The sequence below is a fragment of the Psychrobium sp. MM17-31 genome, from assembly GCF_022347785.1.
Classification (GTDB): domain Bacteria; phylum Pseudomonadota; class Gammaproteobacteria; order Enterobacterales; family Psychrobiaceae; genus Psychrobium.
This window is the reverse complement of record NZ_JAKRGA010000004.1, coordinates 77,109-98,854: the sequence shown is the minus strand read 5'-3', so window position 1 is coordinate 98,854 and position 21,746 is coordinate 77,109. Positions and strand designations below refer to the sequence as shown.

General features: G+C 44.4%; 20 protein-coding genes. 11 read left to right on the top strand and 9 right to left on the bottom strand.

Annotation, left to right across the window (positions count from 1 at the left end; genetic code table 11):
- Window positions 1-96: 96 nt before the first annotated feature.
- Window positions 97-309, bottom strand: coding sequence for a DUF1107 family protein (locus MHM98_RS13220; protein ID WP_239439820.1), 213 nt, complete (start codon window positions 307-309; stop codon window positions 97-99).
- Between the two features lie 363 nt (window positions 310-672).
- On the opposite strand from MHM98_RS13220, the gene MHM98_RS13215 reads away from it, so the two are divergent.
- Window positions 673-2,022: an MATE family efflux transporter gene (locus MHM98_RS13215; protein ID WP_239439819.1), complete on the top strand. Its 1,350-nt coding sequence runs from the start codon at window positions 673-675 to the stop codon at window positions 2,020-2,022.
- Here the strand turns inward: MHM98_RS13215 and MHM98_RS13210 are convergent.
- The 6 genes from MHM98_RS13210 to MHM98_RS18955 all read right to left on the bottom strand — a co-directional run bounded on the left by MHM98_RS13210 (window position 2,019) and on the right by MHM98_RS18955 (window position 8,256).
- Window positions 2,019-3,050: a GGDEF domain-containing protein gene (locus MHM98_RS13210; RefSeq protein WP_239439818.1), complete on the bottom strand. Its 1,032-nt coding sequence runs from the start codon at window positions 3,048-3,050 to the stop codon at window positions 2,019-2,021. The genes MHM98_RS13215 and MHM98_RS13210 overlap by 4 nt on opposite strands.
- A gap of 15 nt (window positions 3,051-3,065) precedes the next feature.
- Window positions 3,066-4,241: a heme biosynthesis HemY N-terminal domain-containing protein gene (locus tag MHM98_RS13205; RefSeq protein WP_239439817.1), complete on the bottom strand. Its 1,176-nt coding sequence runs from the start codon at window positions 4,239-4,241 to the stop codon at window positions 3,066-3,068.
- A 1-nt stretch (window position 4,242) separates the two neighbouring features.
- Complete coding sequence (locus MHM98_RS13200; protein WP_239439816.1) at window positions 4,243-5,643, bottom strand: uroporphyrinogen-III C-methyltransferase; 1,401 nt, start codon at window positions 5,641-5,643, stop codon at window positions 4,243-4,245.
- Window positions 5,644-6,384, bottom strand: a complete 741-nt coding sequence (locus tag MHM98_RS13195) for a uroporphyrinogen-III synthase (protein WP_239439815.1) — start codon at window positions 6,382-6,384, stop codon at window positions 5,644-5,646.
- A complete protein-coding gene (hemC, locus tag MHM98_RS13190; protein WP_239439814.1) occupies window positions 6,371-7,303 on the bottom strand; it encodes a hydroxymethylbilane synthase in 933 nt (310 codons plus the stop codon). Before hemC ends, MHM98_RS13195 begins: the two co-directional genes overlap by 14 nt.
- Before the next feature lie 89 nt (window positions 7,304-7,392).
- On the bottom strand, window positions 7,393-8,256 hold the full coding sequence (locus MHM98_RS18955) for a DUF2914 domain-containing protein (protein ID WP_239439813.1): 864 nt from the start codon (window positions 8,254-8,256) through the stop codon (window positions 7,393-7,395).
- 339 nt (window positions 8,257-8,595) lie between these two features.
- Between MHM98_RS18955 and MHM98_RS13180 the strand changes: the two genes are divergently transcribed.
- The 4 genes from MHM98_RS13180 to MHM98_RS13165 all read left to right on the top strand — a co-directional run bounded on the left by MHM98_RS13180 (window position 8,596) and on the right by MHM98_RS13165 (window position 15,598).
- Window positions 8,596-11,007 (top strand): class I adenylate cyclase, encoded by a 2,412-nt coding sequence (locus MHM98_RS13180; protein ID WP_239439812.1) that lies wholly within the window; start codon window positions 8,596-8,598, stop codon window positions 11,005-11,007.
- A 98-nt stretch (window positions 11,008-11,105) separates the two neighbouring features.
- Complete coding sequence (locus MHM98_RS13175; protein WP_239439811.1) at window positions 11,106-12,197, top strand: multicopper oxidase domain-containing protein; 1,092 nt, start codon at window positions 11,106-11,108, stop codon at window positions 12,195-12,197.
- Entirely contained in the window at window positions 12,197-12,577 is a 381-nt protein-coding gene (locus MHM98_RS13170; RefSeq protein ID WP_239439810.1) for a hypothetical protein, read from the top strand. The genes MHM98_RS13175 and MHM98_RS13170 overlap by 1 nt, the downstream gene beginning before the upstream one ends.
- A gap of 129 nt (window positions 12,578-12,706) precedes the next feature.
- Window positions 12,707-15,598: an esterase gene (locus MHM98_RS13165; RefSeq protein ID WP_239439809.1), complete on the top strand. Its 2,892-nt coding sequence runs from the start codon at window positions 12,707-12,709 to the stop codon at window positions 15,596-15,598.
- 290 nt (window positions 15,599-15,888) lie between these two features.
- On the opposite strand, the gene MHM98_RS13160 is transcribed toward MHM98_RS13165, so the two are convergent.
- Together MHM98_RS13160 and cyaY are read right to left on the bottom strand one after the other, a co-directional pair.
- Window positions 15,889-16,551 (bottom strand): dienelactone hydrolase family protein, encoded by a 663-nt coding sequence (locus MHM98_RS13160; RefSeq protein WP_239439808.1) that lies wholly within the window; start codon window positions 16,549-16,551, stop codon window positions 15,889-15,891.
- A complete protein-coding gene (gene cyaY, locus MHM98_RS13155; RefSeq protein WP_239439807.1) occupies window positions 16,552-16,875 on the bottom strand; it encodes an iron donor protein CyaY in 324 nt (107 codons plus the stop codon). It abuts the gene before it with no gap.
- Window positions 16,876-17,113: 238 nt separating this feature from the next.
- Here cyaY and MHM98_RS13150 point away from each other — a divergent pair, with 238 nt between their 5' ends.
- The 6 genes from MHM98_RS13150 (at window position 17,114) to MHM98_RS13125 (ending at window position 21,709) form a co-directional block, all read left to right on the top strand.
- Window positions 17,114-17,242: a lipoprotein gene (locus tag MHM98_RS13150; RefSeq protein WP_239439806.1), complete on the top strand. Its 129-nt coding sequence runs from the start codon at window positions 17,114-17,116 to the stop codon at window positions 17,240-17,242.
- Window positions 17,242-18,492: a diaminopimelate decarboxylase gene (gene lysA / locus MHM98_RS13145; protein WP_239439805.1), complete on the top strand. Its 1,251-nt coding sequence runs from the start codon at window positions 17,242-17,244 to the stop codon at window positions 18,490-18,492. The genes MHM98_RS13150 and lysA overlap by 1 nt, the downstream gene beginning before the upstream one ends.
- A 73-nt stretch (window positions 18,493-18,565) precedes the next feature.
- The gene (gene dapF / locus MHM98_RS13140) at window positions 18,566-19,396 is read left to right on the top strand and encodes a diaminopimelate epimerase (protein ID WP_239439804.1); all 831 of its coding nucleotides are present in this window, start codon (window positions 18,566-18,568) and stop codon (window positions 19,394-19,396) included.
- The gene (locus MHM98_RS13135; protein ID WP_239439803.1) at window positions 19,393-20,064 is read left to right on the top strand and encodes a DUF484 family protein; all 672 of its coding nucleotides are present in this window, start codon (window positions 19,393-19,395) and stop codon (window positions 20,062-20,064) included. Before dapF ends, MHM98_RS13135 begins: the two co-directional genes overlap by 4 nt.
- Before the next feature lie 10 nt (window positions 20,065-20,074).
- Entirely contained in the window at window positions 20,075-20,965 is an 891-nt protein-coding gene (xerC, locus tag MHM98_RS13130) for a tyrosine recombinase XerC (protein ID WP_239439802.1), read from the top strand.
- 15 nt (window positions 20,966-20,980) lie between these two features.
- Window positions 20,981-21,709 carry an HAD-IA family hydrolase gene (locus MHM98_RS13125; protein WP_239439801.1) on the top strand — a complete coding sequence of 243 codons (729 nt, stop codon included), beginning with the start codon at window positions 20,981-20,983 and terminating at the stop codon, window positions 21,707-21,709.
- Window positions 21,710-21,746 lie beyond the last annotated feature (37 nt).

Below are 21,746 nucleotides of genomic sequence, written 5' to 3'. Positions count from 1 at the left end.
GTAGCTTTTGGATACTATTTGGTTCAACAAATGAAAGACTAGAAACTAAAAAGCCAATCGAATGATTGGCTTTTTTAATGTGGGGATATGATACATCTATTCCCACTGCGCAACGGGTTGTCGCGACTTGATAAGCTGATTAATTTGACTTACAAAAGATTGCTGTTGTTCATTTGCATTGCAAGGCGCTTTCAATAAACCTTGTTGAAATTGAAATACACCTAAACTTTCAACTTTCAACGTGCCTTCAAAGAAGATTTTTACATATTTAACGATTTGCTTAATGGAGTTTTTAGTGAATTTTTTCATACGCTATTGTTCCATGGTTACCGTGAGATTTTCGACCTTAATAGTTTCTACAAGTTCAATGAAAACTGATAAATTTACACTCGCGCGATTATCATCATTATTCATAAATGTGTTTAATTTAATAATTACTAATACCAAGATAATCAATACGTAAAAAACAACTTACCATAGATTAAAGTCGAAGTGCTCAGACCAAATGTTACAAGTAATTTCAAATTTCAGGCGCACATCCTACGTGTCTTTTGTGACGGATTTATGGCGGAAAAATAGCTAAATTGAAACAATGACACCAATAGAAACTTAAGTGATAATAGCCAGCTTATCGCAATTTACAGATACTAATATTTATAGGGGCATACTCGATTGAAAAAACACCTCGCACAGTTTTTTACTCCAAGTGCCAAAGCCGAAAGTAATCAACTAATCAAACTTGCCATTCCCGCCATTTTAGCGCAACTCGCTCAAATGTCGTTTGGTGTTATCGATACCATAATGGCTGGACAATACAGTGCGGATGCACTTGCAGCGGTAGCGATCGGTGTAAGTATTTTCAATCCAATTATCGTTTTTATCATTGGTATTTTCTTAGCATTAAGTCCAATAACCTCGCAATACAATGGCGAGGAAAACAAACACGGTGTAAAACGCGCTTTCCAAACGGGCGTAATAATGTCGCTCATTTTGGCACTGCCTAGTGCAATCATTTTAGTGTCTCTTGAACCCTTAATGTGGGCGATTGGCATAACCGAGGAGATCATTCCGCTAGCGAGCGGTTACCTGAGTGTTTTAGCGTGGGGCGTATTTCCACTTTACTTCTTTTTTGCATTGCGCTTTTGTAACGAAGGAATGTTCGCAACTAAAGCCATCATGTATTGCTCCATTATCGCGCTACCGTTTAACGTTGCCTGCAACTATTGGTTTATTAACGGTGGCTGGGGCGTGCCTGCGATGGGCGCTATTGGAGTCGCTTGGGCGACGCTCGTAGTGTGGTCGATAATGGCAATTTCACTAGTTATCTACACTCTCACCTCGGCCCGCTATCACGGCTTCAACCTGTTTAATACTTGGTTAAAACCACGTCTTGAAGACTATACTGAAATTCTGAAAATCGGTACACCGATGGGGATTGGTCTAGGTCTTGAGGTTGCCTTATTTGGTGCAGTTGGCTTAATGATCGGCCGTTACTCGGTGCCTGATATCGCGGGTCATCAAATTGCTATCAATATCTCAGCGCTAGCCTATACACTGTCACTTGGTCTATCAATTGCCGTGACGGCACGAGTCGGCTATCACATTGGCCGTAAAGATCCGGAACAGGCGCGTCAGACGGGATTCATGGGTATTTGGTTTGGCGTATTTATCTCACTGTTCACCGCCACCTGCATGGTATTATTTCACCAGCATTTCATCGCGGTATTTACGTCAGATGAATTGGTATTCGCAGTGGCCAGTCAGCTTATTATCTTGGCGGCTATCTTCCAGCTATCAGACGCTGTACAGGTCAATGCCAGCGGCGCGCTACGTGGTATGAAAGATACTAAAATACCGATGTATATCTGCATGGTAGCCTATTGGTTAATTGGCTTTCCAATCGGCTATGTGTTGGCGGAATTTGGTGGCTGGGGTGTGCAAGGTTACTGGATTGCCATTATCTGCGGCCTAACAATTTCAGCCGCATTAATGACTCATAGATTTAATAAACTAACTCACTAAGCAGTTGATACGACTTGATTACGGCCTTGCTGTTTTGCGTTATATAAACGCTCATCAGCGAGGTTAATTGAGTCAATTGCATCTCTGTCTTTTAGAATTGCTGCCACACCAAATGAGCAAGTGATATTGGCGACAGTTTCCCCAGTTTTGCGATCCTTAATAATCAAACGTTCAATCGACAATCTGATTTTCTCTGCCATATCATGAGCTTTAGCGATAGTAGAATTAGGAATTAAGACAGCAAATTCTTCACCACCATAGCGGAATGCTAATGCACCATTAGAGCAAGAAATTGCTAAACGCTTACCAACGGCTTTTAACACTTGATCTCCCATGGTATGACCGTGCTCATCATTAAACGCTTTAAAATGGTCGATGTCGGCAATGATTAAGCAAGCATGCGCATTTGGTAGCTCAATCAAACCGTCGAGCTCTTGTTCAAATGCTCGTCGATTTAATAAGCCGGTTAATGCGTCGTATAATGCATCTTGCTGACTATTTGCTAGCTCCATACGCAAAGATTTGATCTCTTGCTGAGCTTTTTCGAGGCTATCACCTAAGGACTTAGCATTGTCGCGCATCGCCATCGATTTTGAGAGTAATTCACTAACAAAACCGGAAACTGCTTCTGGTGTCATTGGTGTTTCAATGGCATCTAAAACCGCCAATTCCTCATGGCATAAAGACATCTCTTTTTCGAAGCTTTTAGCGTTGTTTTGCGTATTTCCAATAGAGTCGCCAACTTTACCCATCATTTTGTCGATAGACTGTTGCAAGTTTCGAGCTTGATCGACAGCTTCGTTTTTAACGTGCTTTGAATACAGTTGCTCAGCACGGAAGGTTGGGCAGGTGTTATATAACTTCAGCGCCGATTCTAACTCGCGATTAAGATTAGGCACTTCATTAGAAGCATAGGTATACCACAGCGCGTAGTTAGTTGGGTTAACCGGTACGCTGTACTTCATCATTAACGGAATAGTTTTCTTCAGCGTTTTAACTGACTCGTCAAAATTCGAGTTGTCTTTCATTGACTTACTTCCCTGTTACTTCGCTTGGCGATAATTCAACGCTTTATTGAAGCTATCTAAAGCGCCACTGCTCTCACCTAGCTCTTGCTGGACCTGTGCTAGTTGTTGATAGCGGTGTGCCGAAGGGTCGATTTGAATTGCTTGTTGCAGCCATTCTTTAGCATTTTTCCATTGTCGCTGCATAATTTTCAGTCTAACAATAACATCAATAAAGGCCGAATCAGATTGATAGGCATCTAACTTTTCAAGACGTTCACACCAAGCTGTTGCGAGTTGTGTGGGGCATTGCTCAACCACACCTAACAAGCCAGCACTTAGCTCTTTACTCAGTCGTTTAAACAATTCTTTCTCGATCAGCGCCGCCTGATCAAATTTAATAACTAACTTAGCATACTGGCAAAAGATGTCGATATGATTGCGGTACTTTCTAGGGATAGATTTGTAACTTTGGTTAATCGTTTCTAGATCACTGTCTGCAAGTGCCGCTAATTGCTGAACGTAACAGTGACGCACTCTTTCCTGATGCTCAGGTGCAGTCAGACGCTTGTGCTTAAACAAAATATCATTGAGTTGTGCAACTTGTGTCCATTGCTGAAAATGTTCACGTACTTGAATATTGAGCGGCAATAAATCATCATGTTGAGCGACTTTGTCAGGTTGTTGCTCCAACCACTTTTGCGCACTTTCGAAATCCTTTTCTTCAACAAGATAACGCAGTTTAGTTGCAATTAGTGCAGTGTTCTCCGGTGCAAATTCCAATGCCTGTGTAAGATATTCATCACGCTGTTCTACCTTACCTTGCGTCGCTGCAGCATTTATCGCAGTAAAATAGTTTAACAGTGGCTCTTTACTGTATTTAACATGATTTACGCTAAGCTGCTCTGCCTGAGAGAAATGTCCAGCGGCAAACTCTAATACACCATCAATCGTTTTTTGTTGTGCAATACGCTCTTTACGCCAGCCAAACCAATGGCGGGTGCGTCCCCACATAGCAATAGTATTTACAAGCGCCCATTCAGCGATTTGCAAGGCAGCGTAAAACACGATAATCATCATGACCATAACGACAAGGCTGGTTTCCATAGTCCAACCATTCACAGCTACCAATACGTAAGTGTCATGTCCCATCAGCGATGGACCAATCAAAATGCCTGACGCGATTATGAGTAAAAATATCAAGACTCGAATCATATTAACGCTCCAAACCTTGTGCTGAGCTAATGTTGCGACGTGTTACTTCATCTGCAATCAAATTACGGCTCAGTAAATCACGCGGATAGTTCACCTCAATCGAAACTTTTTCTAATTTTTCTAATTCTTCGAGCATAAATGTCGTTGCGCTGTCTTCGCGATCGAAAAATTGTAATACCCAGGTTCTGCTCACTTCGATAGCACTGATGAATGCCTGTTGCTGTTTGCGATAAACCGCTAGCTGCGCCTGAACCAATTTATTCTTTAGATTTTCCTCTAAATACCATTGCTGTTTGGCAGACATTAACGGCACCACATTACTTTCCCGCTTGCGAATTGTAATTAAACCATCGACAAAGCCATACCATGTTTGCTTCAGGTTTTCTTGCCACGAATCTTCTGCGGCCGCTGGCGCTTCTTCTTGAACTGCATCCGGCAAGGTAACTGTATTGAGTTTAAGGTTGTCGATTTGAGTTATTAAACCATCGATAGCTAATGCGATATCCTGACTGCGATCTTGTGGTAATGCAGACAGTGTCGCGATGTCTTTGGCGAGGGCGCGGCGTAATTCAATTAATGACTCATCATGCATTTCAGCGATGCGTTTATCGGCAGTCACTAACAACGCCGCAGCGGTTTTTTGATCCTTTTCTTGCCACAGTTTGCGGCCAGCCATGGTAACTAAGTAGTTTGCCTCTGCCAGTAACCAATCACTTGGGCGACGTCCCGATAGTTCGGCAATTTTTTGATTAATAAGGGCTTGAGTTTGCTCTTGACCTGCAAGCTGCGCAGCAACTTTATCGTTCAACTCACTGGTTAACGATTGATTTAATGCTTGTTGCTGTTGCAGCTGTTGATTCACATTCTCTAAAACGCTGTTTTGCTTAGCAACCAGTGAATCAATGGTGTCTTGTTGAGCCAATTGGAGCTTTTGGTATTGATCGACGCCATATCCCGCTGCGCCAGCTAGCGCTAAGATCAAAATTAAGCATAAAACGGCGAGTTTACTAATAGGTGTTTTTTGAGTGACCACTGTTGATTCCATTTTTTGTGCTGTGCCAGCGCTAGTCGCTGCTTCGTTTTTACCTACGGCTGACGACGCGACATTATCTAATTCTGTTGTTTCATTGGCTAATGATTTGCTCTCATCAAGCGAGGGTTCCTGAGCAGAAGATTCATTATCAGATGATGACTTTTGACTTACCAATAGCTCTTCTTCATTAACTGGTTTTTCATCTACCGATGACTTTTCATTAGCGGAAGACTTTTTGTCCGCTGACGGCTCTTTTTCGGCTAATGGTTCAGACGTATTTGGCTGCTCTGTATTGTCGACAGTCTGTTGCTCTTCAATAGCCTTTTCGTCAGCTTTGTTGTTCGATGCGTCATCATTAGTCTTAGTCATTTAACACTCGTTCAATAGAATTTTTAAAATTGATTGGTTATCAGCGCCTTCGCTTAACTCAATCGATTCAAAGCCAAGTTTACGCGCTATTTTCACAATACGCTCACTCGGAACAATTAAAGATAGTGATTTTAGCCAAGTTTGCTGCATTTCGCCGATGTTTTCCCACAAATGCTGCAATATCTCGCCACTAGTCACCACTATAGTGTTTATTTGATGCTGTTGCCATTGCAAAACGCAATCCCCATCATTCATCGCGATCAATTGACGTTGATAAGTCTCAAGGTATTCCACCGTAGCGCCGCGTTTAACAAGCGTTTGTGCAATAAGCTCTCGCCCACCATTGCCGCGTAAAATAACAACACGCTTGCCATTAACATCAGCTAAATCATCGAGTGCTAACAGCCCTTCGGAAGTAGCCAATACCGGAGCTTTCGCTTTGATATTCAAGGTCAAAAATTGCTGCGCCGTTCCTTTACCTACTGCAAAGTAATCCGCCTGTTGGGGCCATTGTGATAACTGATTATCCGTGTGAGAAACAGCATTCTCACTCACCGCAATTATTATATCTGCGTCAGCAATAACTTGCTCGATTTGCGATGCAATAGAAGGTAAAAATTGGACTAATGGATAAGAAATACAGGGAATATGATGGCTCGCCAACAAAGCCTCAAGTTGCTGAGACTTTGCTTGTGGGCGAGTAATTAAGACACGTCGCTGTCTAGGGCTATGCTTGTGCATAAACCTGCTGCAGAATCTCTCTGCCGCCGCGGTCTAATAACTTATCAGCCATATCGATGGCCGTTTGCTCGGCGTCGGCTAAAGTACCGCGTGCTTCTTCAGTTAACATCACGCTACCGTCAGGGTTACCAACTAGTGCGCGTAACCAAAAGTTATCGCCGTCAATCACGCAATAGCTACCAATTGGCACCTGACAGCCACCTTCTAAACGCTTGTTAAGTGCACGCTCGGCCAATACGCGTTGACGTGTTTCAGTGTGCTCTAGCGGTGCCAACAATTCTTTAATTCGCTCGTCATCCAAACGACATTCAATACCGACCGCACCTTGGCCAACAGCTGGTAAACATTGCTCAGGCTCAATAAATGATGCAATACGCTCTGGCATTTCTAAGCGAATAAGGCCAGCTGCAGCAAGGATGATTGCGTCATATTCGGCAGCGTCTAATTTACCTAAACGCGTACCAACATTGCCGCGAAGATCGCGAATAACTAAATCAGGACGCGCCGCGCGAATTTGACATTGACGACGTAAACTAGAAGTACCAACGACACTGCCTTGTGGCAATTCATCTAGATTTTTGTATTTGTTGGAAACAAAGGCATCGCGAGGATCTTCACGCTCACAGATCACCTCTAAGCCCAAGCCTTCAGGAAATTCCACCGGTACATCTTTCATCGAATGAACTGCGATATCGGCACGGCCTTCTAGCATGGCTGTTTCCAGCTCTTTTACGAATAACCCTTTACCGCCAACTTTGGCTAACGGAGTGTCTAAAATCTTATCGCCCTTGGTTACCATGGTAACCAACTCTACTTTAATATTAGGGTGAAAGTGCTCTAACTGTGCTTTTACAAATTCAGCTTGCCATAACGCCAACGGACTTTGACGAGTCGCAATGCGCACGATATCTACAGACATAAAGATTCCAAAAAGAGTGATAGTAAATTGGCGGCAATGATATCACCACCAATCTAATTGGTAAAAAATATAGCGGTTTTTCGGCTGTTTTACTGAGTCACATCAAATTCAGTAACTTTTAGCACCTGATTTTGATCATCGACTACTGCAACTTGCCAACGACCCAACATGCTTCGATTGAAAGTTTTGCTCGAATAAGTACGCCATTTATTGGCACCAATCGATAAGCTTACCTCAGCCATTACCTTGCCATTTAAGCTCCAACGATGGTAAACAACCTTATCTTTCATGCGATCAATTTGGGTGAAATAAAACAGCTTCTTGTGCTCACTTAAACTCAAGCTAGACAGACGATCAATAGGTTCTCGTTTTGCAATCGCCGATGTCAATTGGGCACGAGGCACATGAATTGAATCGTTATTTGCAACTACCTCGCTTAGTGCATCAGTAGCAACTACAGGCTCAGTAACCGATACTTTATTGTCACTAGCTGGTTGAGTGCTAACGGCAGCAGACTGTGCAGGTGAAGGCGTAGCCATTAGCAATGTATTTTTTACTGACGCTAATTGCGATGGCACTTTTTTCTCAGTTGCCGCCTTCTCAATGAGTGGCGTATTGCCTTTTTGAGGTATTACATCCTCTTTCGGCTCTAATTCGGTATCGTCTTCAATTGGAAATGGCTGGTCATGTTCACCAACCAGCGGCTGTTTTGGCGGCTCTTCATCTTCCATAATAATGGGTAAAACACCTAAGGTACCTATGTCATTTTCAGGCATTGGCTCAGTATTCGACTGGCCCGCCGGCCACATGCTGTAGGCCATGGTACAAACCAAACTAGATAACAGAATGAGTACAAGTAGGAAATTTCTTATCTTTACAGGATCAAAAGGTGCCGGCTGCGATGCACTAACAGCGTCGTCTGGGCCTAAATCTATTTTAATTTTAAGCTGCACGGGAACACTTCCTTTTGCAAATAGAGAAGCAATATCATAAAGGATCTATATACCCATAATCAATGAAGATGCTTGTTTTATAGTGGCTTAAAAGGCCATCTACTGCGTTGCCTCTATGGACGGAGGTACTTCGCGAGAGCAGGATGCGGTAGCTGTGCGCTCAATCCCAATAGCCAGCTATTGCTCAATCGCGCGCCTTGTAGCTAACCTTTTATTCTCACTATAATTTCAAGCACCTCCAACGACTACGGGTATAGATAAAAACGAAATCTTATCAAGATAGATTTTGTGCTCCTTTTTTCGCTAGAATGTCCATCTAAATAATTAGAGTAAAAATAAATGATTGAACACTATCAACTACGACAAGACTTTGCGGCCACCTGCCCGCAACGTACGTTGCATATCAATCATATTTTTCGAGAACTATCCGTTGAAAATAGCCAGCTCGCTCACCTACTTCCACTGTTAATTAACGAAAATATCGATGGTCTTCCCGGTTATGTCGCAGAATTCTCAGGCGGAACTATTGCTGACTTTAAACTCACTAAACCCGCACAAAAGCTCGCCAAAGATTTCTTTAATATCGATATTTCCCTATCAACAGCACCAAACACAGAACTCTATTGTGGGCTGTATACCATAGGAAGCCTTGGTAGTTTAGGGCAAAGTATTAAATCTGACTGGGATGTGTGGCTGTGTCTTTGTGACAATCTGTCACCTCAAACACGGGAACACATAGTAAAAAAATGCCACCTTATTGAGGAATGGGCGAAGCAAATTGGTGTAGAACTGCATCTGTTTTTAGTTACTGAAAATCAGTTCGAGCAAGGCATAAAATCGGGCTTTGACAAAGAATCTAGTGGCAGCGCTCAGCATTGGTTATTGCTCGACGAATTCTACCGCTCGGCCATCACCCTCGCGGGCAAGCCAATTCGTTGGCATCTGTCGCCACAAGACAACAGCATTAGCGCCATTGATCTTGGCCATCCCACCAGCATTCCTGCACAAGAATACTTTGGTGCCATGATGTGGCAGCTTTATAAAGGCATCGATTCCCCTGAGAAATCGCTGTTAAAGGCGCTGTTGTTAGAATCTTATTTTAGTGATTTTCCCAATACCCAATTACTATCGGTGGAATGGCAACAACTGATGCTTGCTAATCAGTTTAGCGATCACTACCTATTGTTGCTAAATCGCATTAGTGGCCATTTACAGCGATTAGGAGATGACAAGCGACTAAAACTAGTCAGGGAATGTTTTTATCTCAAATGCGCACCTGCGCTGAGTTTTATCAAACAAGGCCAAACGCTAAATTACCAGCAGCAACAACTTAAAGAACTCGTCGCACAGTGGCAGTTTAGCGACGAACACATTGCTCATCTAGACAAACAAGCTCGCTGGAGCCCAGTTGATAGCCAACAACATCATCAAGCGCTAGTCTCTGCGTTGTTAGAAAGCTACCAATTAATGAAAGAGTTAGCTAAATCCCATCAAGTCGACGAAGCGATGTATCCCCAAGAGCTGACTATTCTTAGTCGCAAACTCTATTCGGCATATCAGCATTCTGAAACCAAAATCAACCGACTAGCGCCCATTCGCAGTGTTAAGCACACCAATAACAACTTTTACTTGCGTCGCGGCATTGACGACAGCGGCCACCGTATTTGGCTACTACTGAGTCAGCCGCCAGTATTTGGCAAAGATTACATTATTCACAAAGACACCCACATTATAAAATTGCTGATGTGGGCAGCAATCAACCAACTTATCAGTCCGACGACGCAGGTGCGCTTACCCAGTGATAACGCCAAATACAGCTACAAGGTAAATCGCGCACTCGCTCATCTCGCCGAGCAATTTACAGGCGATAAACTCGCGACTAAAAATGCCTTGGTACAGTCGAGCCAAATTGACGAAGTTTCTATCATCATAAATATGCTTGATGACGCAACAGTGGAGTTTGAAGGACAAACCCAAATGATGGATTGGCTCATTAGCAATATTTTTTCCATCGGCCGCCAGAAGCGCAGCTTAGTTTCGTCAATAGACCTTGCTTATCGCAATAGCTGGAACGAGCATCATGCTATGGTATTTAATGGTAATACCGCGATACTAGAACTCCTTAGTCATCTATTTACGCTAATTCGTTCGAGTAGCAGTACACCAGAAATCAGTATTTTGAGCGTATCTAAACGCCACAGTATTTTATTACGGGATCAAGTATCGTTTTTACTGCGTGAGTGTTTTGAAATTCAACGTAAATCCAGCAAGGAAGGGATCCAAGTAAAATCCATAGTCGTTGCCGGCAAGCTTTATGGCCTGTTTTTCCATCGAGAAAAGGTCGAATACAAGGCGATTAGCAATGCCGTTGAGCTCTATAAGACCCTCAGTCAAACGGCGCTTACTCAAGTTCCGAGTAAGCAACCAACCACCAGCAAAGTCAAACGTTTAATCTACGAACACGCCAGTATCGGTTATGTTCAATTTTTCCTCGAACAGCGCAAAGAAGGCATCAAGGTCTACATTCTTGACGAAAACAATCACTTGTCCAGCTACTGGCAAGATCAACAAAACGAAATGGATTTGCTGCGAGAAATTTATCGTTTTTACACCTTTACCAAAGAGCAAAAAAACAAGAGCCAAGAAAAACTCGATATCAGTTTTAACTTACCGCAATTTAATCGCATAAAAGTTGAAAATAGCGTCATCATTATCGAACCATTCGATCGTCAAGCCGAAGAGTTGTTTTAGCACAAATTGCTCTAACGCAAGTTTCAATCAAATAATAGCCATTTTCATTCTCATTATTGATATAGTAACTGCCTTTCCAACCACATAAGCTGTTTGCTATGACTAAATTCATTCAATTACTCATGCTAGGTGCGTTAACCGTGCTTAGCTTGAGTGCGCACGCCGTTGAGCGTGTTTATTATGTTGCCGCCGAAGAGATCGAGTGGGACTATGCGCCGAAACACTTCAATTTAATGATGGGAATGCCATTAAAAGATTCACAAAAGGTCTTTGTCGAGACGAGCAATAAAACCATCGGCAGTAAATACAAGAAAGCCATCTATCGCGAGTACACCGATGGCACTTTTAGCACCATCAAGCAACGCCCAGCTCACGAAGAGCACCTTGGCTTGCTCGGCCCGCTATTTCGCGCCGAGGTTGGCGACACCATCAAGGTAGTCTTCAAAAATAAAGGTTCACTGCCATACAGCATTCATCCACACGGCGTGTTTTACACCAAGAGTAACGAAGGTGCACCAACTAACGACGACACTAGCAAATCGCAAAAACGCGACGACAAAGTTATGCCGGGCACCACCTTTACCTACACTTGGCAGGTGCCAGAAACAGCAGGACCAGGTCCTGCGGATAACAGCTCTGTCGTTTGGGTTTACCACTCGCATGTCGACAGCATTGCCGATTCAAACTCAGGCTTAGTTGGCGCCATTATCGTGACCGCCAAAGGCATGGCTAACCCAGATGGCACACCAAAAGATATCGATCGCGAGTTCGTTAATCTCTACACAGTGATGGACGAAAACGAAAGCCACTTCCTAGACGACAACATTAAAAACTACATCGGCAAAGATGTTGACGCGGAAGATGAAGAGTTTGTTGAAGGCAACCTAATGCACATGATCAACGGTTACCTGTTCGCTAATTTACCGGGTCTAAACATGGTAGACGGCGACAAAGTACGTTGGCATCTAATCGCTCTTGGTACTGAAGTAGATCTCCACACTCCTCATTGGCACGGCCACACAGGTCTGATTAACGGCCGCCGCACCGATGTAGTCGAGCTATTACCAGCATCAATGAAAACCCTAGATATGAAAGTCGATAACCCAGGAACCTGGATGTATCACTGTCATGTCAATGATCATATCTCTGCGGGAATGACGTCGCTGTATCATGTAGCTCCGAAAAAATAATGAACGGAGTTACTATGGGAGAGTCGGAAATAAACAAATATCTTGGAGCTTTAAAAGGCTTTGCAGATATAGAGTCAATCTCGCGTGAAAAGCATGATGTATCAGGCCAAATAAAAATAAAGTTTTCAGGTGAAATTGGCTCTATTGATAACGGAGAAATTGAAATAACTTTTTTCGGCGTCGAAGTCATGCATTTGCCATTTAGACTAATTCCCGATTTTGAGTTTTCACAAAATGACGAAAAGGTGTTGGATTACATAGACCAAACTCTCCTCGAGCAAGATTGCCATCTCTATACTATCAAAGATGATATTGATACTTGGTGGCTATATGCCAAAAGATATGAAGTAAATCTATTACCAGTGTACTACGGTAATTAATCCTTTAGCCTCATGTCCCATTAATGACATGAGGCTAAGCACTGAATTATCCGCATACGTATTCATTTAAAAACTCGCCCCGTTTTCGGCATTATCACCTGCATAATAATAATTCAGGGATTTTCCAATATGGATTGGTCGCCATCATTTCAACGTCTTGCCATTGCTTCTGCGATAGCGTATGCGCTCACTGGTTGTGATTCAACAACGGCTGTTAGCTCTCAACATGCCGAACAAACGACTTCACAACAAGCTAATCACCAGCAACTACCACAGCTCTATATTCGCGGTAGCTTTAATGGCTGGGGCACCAAAGACAAACTTATTAATAACCAAGGTGTACTAACGACAAAAGTGCGTCTAAGTTACGGTGTGTTTGAGTTTAAGTTTGCCACCGATAGCTGGTCGCAAGAATTTGTAGTGCAAGCAGAGAGCGACACTACTCTCGATGTACTAGACAAGCAAGCAAGTTATTCGGTGAGTGGTGATAAAGCCGCTGGAAAATCTTTTTTAATGGTGACCACGCCGGGACAATATCAGCTGACCTTAGACACCAATGAGCAACCATTTAAGCTCACTATTGCTAAAACCGACCACGTCTATCCTGCGGATATCGCGCCTCATCAGGGTGAGACACAACAGCTCAGCTTTAAAACCTTCGACAATCAAACTGAAACTGTCACTTTTTCAAGCAAGAACGTCGGCGAACTTAAAGAATACGTACAGGAAACCACAGCGATATTACGCGATCCCGTACCCTCTTTCTCAGTCTATCGCGAAGACGAAAATCTTCCCTATAGCCGCACAGGTAACCTCGCCTTTGATGCACTATTTGCGCTAGCTGTCGATGAAATGAAACTCGATAGCGTCGACGTCATTCGCGATAACAATTACAACCACGGCAACGCTATCGCTTGTCAGTGTTTCGAGACAGGTGAGAAATGGAATTACGTTTGGACCCGCGATCTCGCCTATTCAGCCCATTTAAGCTTGGGATTATTAGATCCGCAACGCGTTACCAATTCTCTTAATTTTAAACTCTCGCCTTATCGCAACAGCGTACCTAAAGCAGAGGTTATCGCAGGCAGCGACGACGGCCTACAGATTATTCAAGATACAGGCAGTGGTGGCAGCTGGCCGATCAGTACCGACCGTGTGTCATGGGCATTTGGCGCAGAATCTGCGCTGAACAACCATACGGGTAACGCCCGCCAAGAATTCGCAGCGACCGCATTCAAAGCACTAAGCAACACCATAGAAATCGACCGCCAGGTAGCCTTTGATAAAACAACTGGCCTCTACAATGGCGAGCAGTCTTTCTTAGATTGGCGCGAACAAAGCTATGCGCCGTGGATCAAAGACGATCTTTCGTCCATGGCCACCAGCAAATCTATCTCAACCAATGCCGGGCATTACCAAGCCATCAAACTTGCCAAAGAATTAGCAATTGAGCTTGATAAACCAGTTCTTGCTAAGCGCTATGCCCAATGGCAAAAAGAACTTAAAAATGCCATCAACAAAAAACTATGGCTTAGCGATTACGGCATGTATAGCAGCCTAACGGCAGGACATTTTGATAACACACCGCTAGCCAAATTCGACTGGCTCGGCCAATCACTCGCCATCATCACAGGCATTGCGAGCGAGCAACAAGCTGCGAGTATTTTAAACCGCTACCCACACGGAAATTTAGGTGCACCAGTACTCTTTCCGCAGCAACCAGACATCGGCGTTTATCACAATCGCGCCATCTGGCCATTCGTTACTGCTTATGGCCTTAAAGCGGCGAAAATCGGTAATAACGCCGCCGTAGCCAACAGCGCCTATGACACCCTGATCCGCGGTGCGGCACTGAATTTATCCAACATGGAAAACCTCGAATGGCTCTCGGCGCAAGCCATGTGGCTTGAGAAAGAAAATCCAGCCCTGTCTGGCCCTGCGATCAACTCGAAACGCCAATTGTGGTCGGTGGCTGGCTATCTGAATATGGTAATAGAATCGCTATTTGGTATCGAAAGCAGCCGCGATGGCTTAGTCATCGCGCCTATGCTAACCACCCATCTACACAAGGCGTTTTTCCAACAACAAACTGATATCGCATTGCGCAACCTTACATGGCACGGTAAAAAGATTAACCTAAGTCTCAAGCTACCTCCATTTGATGAACAAGCACGTGGTATCTACCAAGTTGGTAAACTTATGCTAAACGGTAAAGAATTCACGAAAGAGACTATCACGGATAGTAATCTGACTGCCGAAAATGCCATTGAGGTATCACTTATCGCGGCGGGTGCATCATCTAATAGGTTAATGTTAGTTGACGCCAAAACAGGCCCGAAAGATCCGTTGAGCTTCGCGCCTAAAACACCTGAATTTACACTTGCTGTAAAAGATGGCCTCAACAATATAACCATCGCCAACAACGATGAGTCAGGACAAGTCCATTACCAAATCTATCGCAACGGTAAATTAGCGCAGTCACAACAAAACCTTGTATGGTCGGAAAAAAGCGCGATGAATCAGGCCTGTTACAGCATCAGCGCCACCTTTAAATCATCAGGTAATGTATCCCATCATTCCCCTGTGCAGTGTCAAAATCAAGGTGAGTTATTTACACCAAGCAATGGCACGGCCATAAACTGGGGAGCGCCAGCAGATAAACTCGCTATCGACTTCTCAGTAAAAAGTGCAGGGAAATATGCGTTGTCGATGCAATATCACAACATGCAGCATCAAATTAACACCGGCATTACCGCTGGCGTGAAATGGCTAACGGTGCGTGACAAGCAAGGAACAGTCGTAAAAACAGGCGTGGTACAAATGCCTCACAATGAAGCAGCTAAAGCCTATTCAACGCCTGTATTAGTTAATTTAAAAGCTGGTGAATACAGCATAGAGCTAAGCGATTTCTTTAATATGAGTTATTTAAAGAACAATCACAGCTACGCCGGTTCAGGTGGAATCAAAGGGCCAGTGAATAAGGTAGATTTATTTGGGGTTAGGGTGATGCCTGTAAACTAAATAATAAATTTATCACACCGAATGATGTGCCTAATAGATACTACGATCCTTTTAACATCGTATGAGGCACATCAGTTACTTTTCTTTCAACAGCCAAAGAAAAGTAACCAAAAGAAGGGCTGCCGCAGATTTATCGCCTAATTTTAAATAATTAATTGCCTGTTCAATACCGTATTTGATCCGCATCCCTGCGGCAAATACTGAAAAATCATCCCTGATTTTTCTATTGGTCAATGAATCATTTAAAGCGATAAATAGCGGATGGTTCCTATCTTAAACACCTGGGCACATTAACTAAGTTTTTCAGTAATCCAGCGTCCAAGTTTTTCCAGTTGCGAAATACACACACTGTGTTCCATTGGATACTGCGAGAAAGTCACATCGAAATTCGCCGCTGATAAACGCTGCGCTGCATCTTTACCTGCTGCAAATGGCACTACAGAATCTTGCTCGCCGTGCGAGCTAAAGATTGGCGTGTCTTTATTCACACCCTGTGCCCCTTCAAACGGCAAGTCGTTATGGGCAAGGTAACACGATAACGCAACTACACCAGCGAGTTTGTGCTTAAGACGCAGTGCCGTGTATAGCGACAACACGCCGCCTTGTGAGAAACCCGCCAAGATAATGCGTGATGGGTTAATGCCCGCCGCAATTTGCTCTTCGATAAGCTCAACAATAAGCTGCTCGCTTTGCTCTAATGTTGGAATATCGGCGCGGCCATCTAAATCCATGGTTTTAATGTCGTACCACGAACGCATCACAAAACCATTGTTGATGGTTACCGCTTGCTCTGGGGCATTAGGGAAGATGAATTTAATCTTGTGGTCGCTATCTAGCTTTAGTACTGGCACGACTTCGCTAAAACCAGCGCCTGAATCGCCTAAACCGTGTAACCAAATCACCACGGCATCGGCTGCGCCCTGTGGATTTTTTACTATTGCATCAATGGTCATTTACAGTACACCACTTAAATCAACAACAACGCCTGACTGACGCTCGATACTGGTTTGAATTAAATCCACTAACTCGTCGCCGATGCGATTATCAATCCACTGACCATCGCGTAATTCGAAGTGGTGACCGTCGAATTTAGTCGCCACCCAAATCTGATGCAATGGCTCTTGACGGTTAATAATAATCTGACTCTTATCGCTAAATACTAGCTTTAAAACGCCGGCTGAAGTTTCGTAATCAAAATCAACCATGGCATCGTCTAGCGCTTCTTCGATGGCAATTAAGAAATCATCGACTATTTGGTGAAACTGACTGTCGTTCATATCGTCCTCTAAAGCTTGCTTTTGTGTTTGTTGGCGATTATACCAATCGGGACAAGTAAGTGATCAATTTTGTAGCGAGGAGAAATGAGCTATGGCAAGGCATTTATTTTGATATATAGTCGCTCTATATGAAAAATAAATAACGCAGCTAGAGTTCATTTAAACCGCGAAAAATGAGCAATTATCTTTGCTGATTGGTATTATATGGGCAATTGAAATATTTAGCACTGAGAAAACCATGTCAAAATACGTTATTGGCGCATTATTGTTAGCCTCACTCGCCGGTTGTGGTCAAAAAGGCCCGCTTTACGAAGAACAAGCCCCGACAACAAATCAACCAGCGGAGCAAGAGAAAGAGGCTAAATAATGGATTATTTTAACGTCAAAGGCAGCGAGCTATTCGCCGAAGACTTACCAGTGCAGCAACTAGCAGAGCAATATGGCACACCGCTTTATGTTTATTCACGCGCGACTATCGAACGTCATTGGCGCGCCTTTGATGAAGCCGCAGGCGAGCAAAAACATCTCATTTGTTATGCAGTCAAAGCCAATTCCAACCTCGCTATCCTAAATACCATGGCCAAGATGGGCTCGGGCTTTGATATTGTTTCTAAAGGCGAACTAGCGCGTGTGCTAGAAGCTGGCGGCGACCCACAAAAAGTGGTGTTTTCAGGCGTAGGTAAATCAGAAGATGAAATTCGCTATGCGCTTAATGTTGGCATCTACTGCTTCAACGTAGAATCAGTACCGGAGTTGGAGCGTATCAGCGCCATTGCCGCCGACATGAATAAGGTTGCGCCAATTTCTATTCGCGTAAACCCCGATGTCGATGCGGGGACTCACCCTTATATTTCAACGGGTCTCAAAGAAAACAAATTCGGCATCACCATGGCTGATGCCCTGCCCGCCTATCAGTTTGCCCAACAATCGCCATCGCTGGCGGTAAAAGGCATTGATTGTCACATCGGCTCACAGCTAACCGATTTAGCACCATTCACCGATGCCTTACAACGAGTGCTTGCTTTGGTGGACGAGTTAGCTAGCCATGGCATCGATGTGAGTCATATCGATGTCGGCGGCGGTTTAGGGGTGACTTATCAAGACGAGAATCCACCAGCGCCACGCGAATATGCCGCAGCACTCGCCGAAGGCTTAAAGGGGCGCGAGCACCTGACCATTATCTTCGAACCGGGCCGTGCCATTATGGCAAACGCCGGTATCTTGGTGTCTAAAGTGGAGTATCTAAAAGAAACGCCCGACAAAAATTTTGCCATTATTGACGCGGCAATGAATGACTTAATCAGGCCAGCGTTATATAGTGCATGGCAAGAGATCATTCCCGTGCAACAAACTGATGCCACCACCAAAAACTACGATGTGGTTGGCCCTATCTGCGAAACTGGCGACTTTTTAGGTAAATCACGTGATTTAGCCGTCAACGCCGGAGACTATGTTGCGGTGCGATCTAGCGGTGCTTATGGCTTTACCATGGCATCGAACTATAATTCTCGTGTCAAAGCTGCTGAAGTCATGGTCGATAACGATCGCGCCATCCAAATTCGCCAACGCGAAACTTTAAGCGACTTGTGGCGAGGCGAAGCTAAATCAATCGACTGATAGCTTATCATCCCAGCAAGCAGGCAGTGTTTGCTGGAGAGTTATCCTCGATTGCATAACGATAAGAAGCAATATGCTATTACACTTTTCAAAAATGCATGGTTTGGGCAACGACTTTGTGATGGTCGATGCCACATCAAACAATGTGTTTCTCAGCAAAGATCAAATCATCAAACTCGCTGATCGCAACACCGGTATTGGTTTCGATCAACTATTGATGGTGGAACCACCCTACGATCCCGATCTCGATTTTCATTACCGCATCTTTAACCAAGATGGTAGCGAAGTAGAAAACTGTGGCAACGGCGCTCGCTGTTTTGCCAAATTTGTGCGCATGAAAGGTTTGAGCAATCGCTATCGCCTTGGCGTTAGCTGTAAGGGCGGCAAGCTACAACTCAAGCACGAACGCAACGGCTTAATCACCGTATCGATGGGCGTGCCGCAATTCAATCCAGCCAAGGTGCCGTTTGAAGCTAACAAGCAAGAAGCCACCTACATTCTACGTACCGACAATCAAACGTCATTCTGTGGCGTTGTCTCTATGGGCAATCCCCATTGTGTAATGACAGTCGATGATATTACTAAAGCGCCGGTTGATGAACTGGGGCCACAGCTTTCCAATCACGAACGTTTTCCAGAGCAAACCAATGTCGGTTTCATGCAAGTCATTTCTCGCAAACACATTAAACTACGTGTTTACGAGCGCGGTGTAGGCGAGACTCGCGCCTGCGGTACAGGTGCTTGTGCAGCAGTAGCTATCGGCCAAATTCAAGGTTTACTGGATGAAAACGTCACTGTCGATTTACCCGGCGGCACTTTAAAAATCTTTTGGCGTGGCGACCGCAGCCAGCTCAAGATGACAGGCCCAGCAACTCATGTGTATGACGGGCAGATCCGACTATGAACCAAGTTGACGATTTAGCCCAACTACTCGATGACAACCTAGTTGAAGAATACCTGCGTGAAAATCCAAGCTTTTTCACCAAGTATCCGCATTTACTCAACTATATGGAAGTTAGCCAGCAACAAGAAGGCACAGTGTCTTTAGTGCAACGCCAACAGCGCATGATGCGCGAGAAAATTGTTGCGTTAGAAGATGAAATTACCTCGCTGATGGCAATTGCCGCCGAAAACCAAGCGCTATACAAAAAATTTGCTGCGTTGTTTTTCGACTTACTCAATTGCGACGATCTTATTGCTATTAACGACAAGTTAAATCAGCACTTTATTAGCGAGCTTGGCCTTACTCATGTGTCGTTTAAGCTATTTGATCAACACGTGCCAGCGATGCTCTATGTCAATCGCAGCGAGCTAGATAACTTGCTAGTACAACGCCTTGGCCGTGGTTATCACTATTTTGGCCGCATTAACCAACAAGAGCAGCAATTGCTATTCGATCACCCAGAGCCGGGCTCAGTAGCACTCATCGCCTTAGGTAAAAGCGGTGAACTTGGCCTGTTAGCCATTAGCAGCGAAGACGCTAACCATTTCCAACCAGAAATGGATAACTTATTGCTGATGCAACTAACGCGTTTGATCGCCAGTTTAGTACAGCGTTTACTCATCAAGTAACACTAACCACATGCAAGCGCCTGTTGATAAATTCTTAGACTACATCGCCAATGAGCGACAACTGTCTAATCACACCCTTACCAATTATCAGCGGGCGATAACTAGCTTACTCACACATCTAGATAATCGATTAAACAACTGGCAACAGCTACAAGGCAATCACATCAAGGCATGGGTGGCGAGCCTACGCCAAGGTGGAGTATCACCGCGTTCGATTGCTGCCAACCTCTCGGCAATCCGCAGTTTTTGTCAGTTTTTAGTGGCGCGAGATATCATTGCCCAAGATCCCAGCGTTGGCATTAGCGCCCCCAAGCAAGCCAAACCATTGCCGAAAAATATTAATGTCGATGAAGTAACTCAATTGCTAGACGTTGAAGGCGACGAGCCACTGGCTATTCGCGATCGCGCCATGATGGAACTCTTCTACTCAAGCGGCTTGCGTTTAGCGGAGTTAGTAAACCTTAACTTACATGACATCAGCTACCCCGAACAATTAGTCACAGTCACGGGTAAAGGTAACAAGCAGCGAGTCGTACCCGTCACCACCACCGCCATTAATTGTCTTAAGCAATGGCTCAAGATTCGCGGTGAATTTGCATCCCATGACGAAATGGCGCTATTTGTTAGCAAACAGAAACGCCGTATCTCTCATCGCAGCGTACAAACTCGCATTAAGAAATGGGCGGAGGAGCAACAACTCAATTCCAGTGTTCATCCCCATAAACTGCGCCACTCTTTTGCCACTCACATGCTCGAAGGCAGCGGTGATTTACGTGCAGTGCAAGAGATGCTGGGACACAGCGATTTATCCACCACTCAAATTTATACCCAACTCGATTTCGGCCATTTAGCCTCAGTGTATGACGCCGCCCACCCGCGCGCCAAAGCGAAAAAGAAATAAGGTGATAACGCCAAGATGCAATTTTATAAAGATTTCACTCGCCCTAAGGCCATAGGCTTCGATCTCGACGATACCCTGTATGACAACCGCCCTGTATTACTAGCAGCAGAAGCAAAATTACATCAGTTTCTAGTGGCTAACCATCCCAAAACCGCCGCATTGACTATCGAAGACTGGACTCGAATTCGCCTTCTGCTTGCGAAAGAGCAGCCGCATTTAAAGCAAGATGTCACCCTCGCCCGCAATAAAGCGCTAATCCAAGGTTTTATTGCCTGTGGCTATGCTCAAGAACAAGCTAAAACTGCGGCGAATCAAGCGATGGAAGTGTTTCTAGCGGCACGTAATGACATCACCGTAAGCGAGTCAGTCATTAGCACCTTAAAATTGCTCAAACAGCACTTTCGCCTCTTTGTGATCAGTAATGGCAACGCAGATATTACCAAGATGGGCATTAGTGAGCTGTTTGAATTTGCGTTTCATCCTAGCCTGAACACCAGGCCTGCTATCGCCATGAAACCCGCAGCAGATATGTTTGTAGCAGCAGAAAAACGATTAGGCTTAAGCGGCAAAGATATTCTGTATATTGGCGACCACCCTGTTTCAGACATCGTTGGCAGCAATGACGCCAACTGGCAAAGCGGCTGGCTTAACGTCCACCAGCGCCCACTAAGTCACTATAAAAAACCACAGCAGCTGCCGACATTTGAGATAACAGAGTTTTCTCGACTGACAGGGCTACGCTAATAAAAAAGGCCCTAATCTTTCAATTAAGGCCTTCTAC

Coding starts and splice junctions, on each gene's coding strand:
- MHM98_RS13220 (WP_239439820.1), bottom strand. CDS start 309: ATGAAAAAATTCACTAAAAACTCCATTAAGCAAATCGTTAAATATGTA.
- MHM98_RS13210 (WP_239439818.1), bottom strand. CDS start 3,050: ATGAAAGACAACTCGAATTTTGACGAGTCAGTTAAAACGCTGAAGAAA.
- MHM98_RS13205 (WP_239439817.1), bottom strand. CDS start 4,241: ATGATTCGAGTCTTGATATTTTTACTCATAATCGCGTCAGGCATTTTG.
- MHM98_RS13200 (WP_239439816.1), bottom strand. CDS start 5,643: ATGACTAAGACTAATGATGACGCATCGAACAACAAAGCTGACGAAAAG.
- MHM98_RS13195 (WP_239439815.1), bottom strand. CDS start 6,384: ATGCACAAGCATAGCCCTAGACAGCGACGTGTCTTAATTACTCGCCCA.
- hemC (WP_239439814.1), bottom strand. CDS start 7,303: ATGTCTGTAGATATCGTGCGCATTGCGACTCGTCAAAGTCCGTTGGCG.
- MHM98_RS13180 (WP_239439812.1), top strand. CDS start 8,596: ATGATTGAACACTATCAACTACGACAAGACTTTGCGGCCACCTGCCCG.
- MHM98_RS13175 (WP_239439811.1), top strand. CDS start 11,106: ATGACTAAATTCATTCAATTACTCATGCTAGGTGCGTTAACCGTGCTT.
- MHM98_RS13170 (WP_239439810.1), top strand. CDS start 12,197: ATGAACGGAGTTACTATGGGAGAGTCGGAAATAAACAAATATCTTGGA.
- MHM98_RS13165 (WP_239439809.1), top strand. CDS start 12,707: ATGGATTGGTCGCCATCATTTCAACGTCTTGCCATTGCTTCTGCGATA.
- MHM98_RS13160 (WP_239439808.1), bottom strand. CDS start 16,551: ATGACCATTGATGCAATAGTAAAAAATCCACAGGGCGCAGCCGATGCC.
- cyaY (WP_239439807.1), bottom strand. CDS start 16,875: ATGAACGACAGTCAGTTTCACCAAATAGTCGATGATTTCTTAATTGCC.
- MHM98_RS13150 (WP_239439806.1), top strand. CDS start 17,114: ATGTCAAAATACGTTATTGGCGCATTATTGTTAGCCTCACTCGCCGGT.
- lysA (WP_239439805.1), top strand. CDS start 17,242: ATGGATTATTTTAACGTCAAAGGCAGCGAGCTATTCGCCGAAGACTTA.
- dapF (WP_239439804.1), top strand. CDS start 18,566: ATGCTATTACACTTTTCAAAAATGCATGGTTTGGGCAACGACTTTGTG.
- MHM98_RS13135 (WP_239439803.1), top strand. CDS start 19,393: ATGAACCAAGTTGACGATTTAGCCCAACTACTCGATGACAACCTAGTT.
- xerC (WP_239439802.1), top strand. CDS start 20,075: ATGCAAGCGCCTGTTGATAAATTCTTAGACTACATCGCCAATGAGCGA.
- MHM98_RS13125 (WP_239439801.1), top strand. CDS start 20,981: ATGCAATTTTATAAAGATTTCACTCGCCCTAAGGCCATAGGCTTCGAT.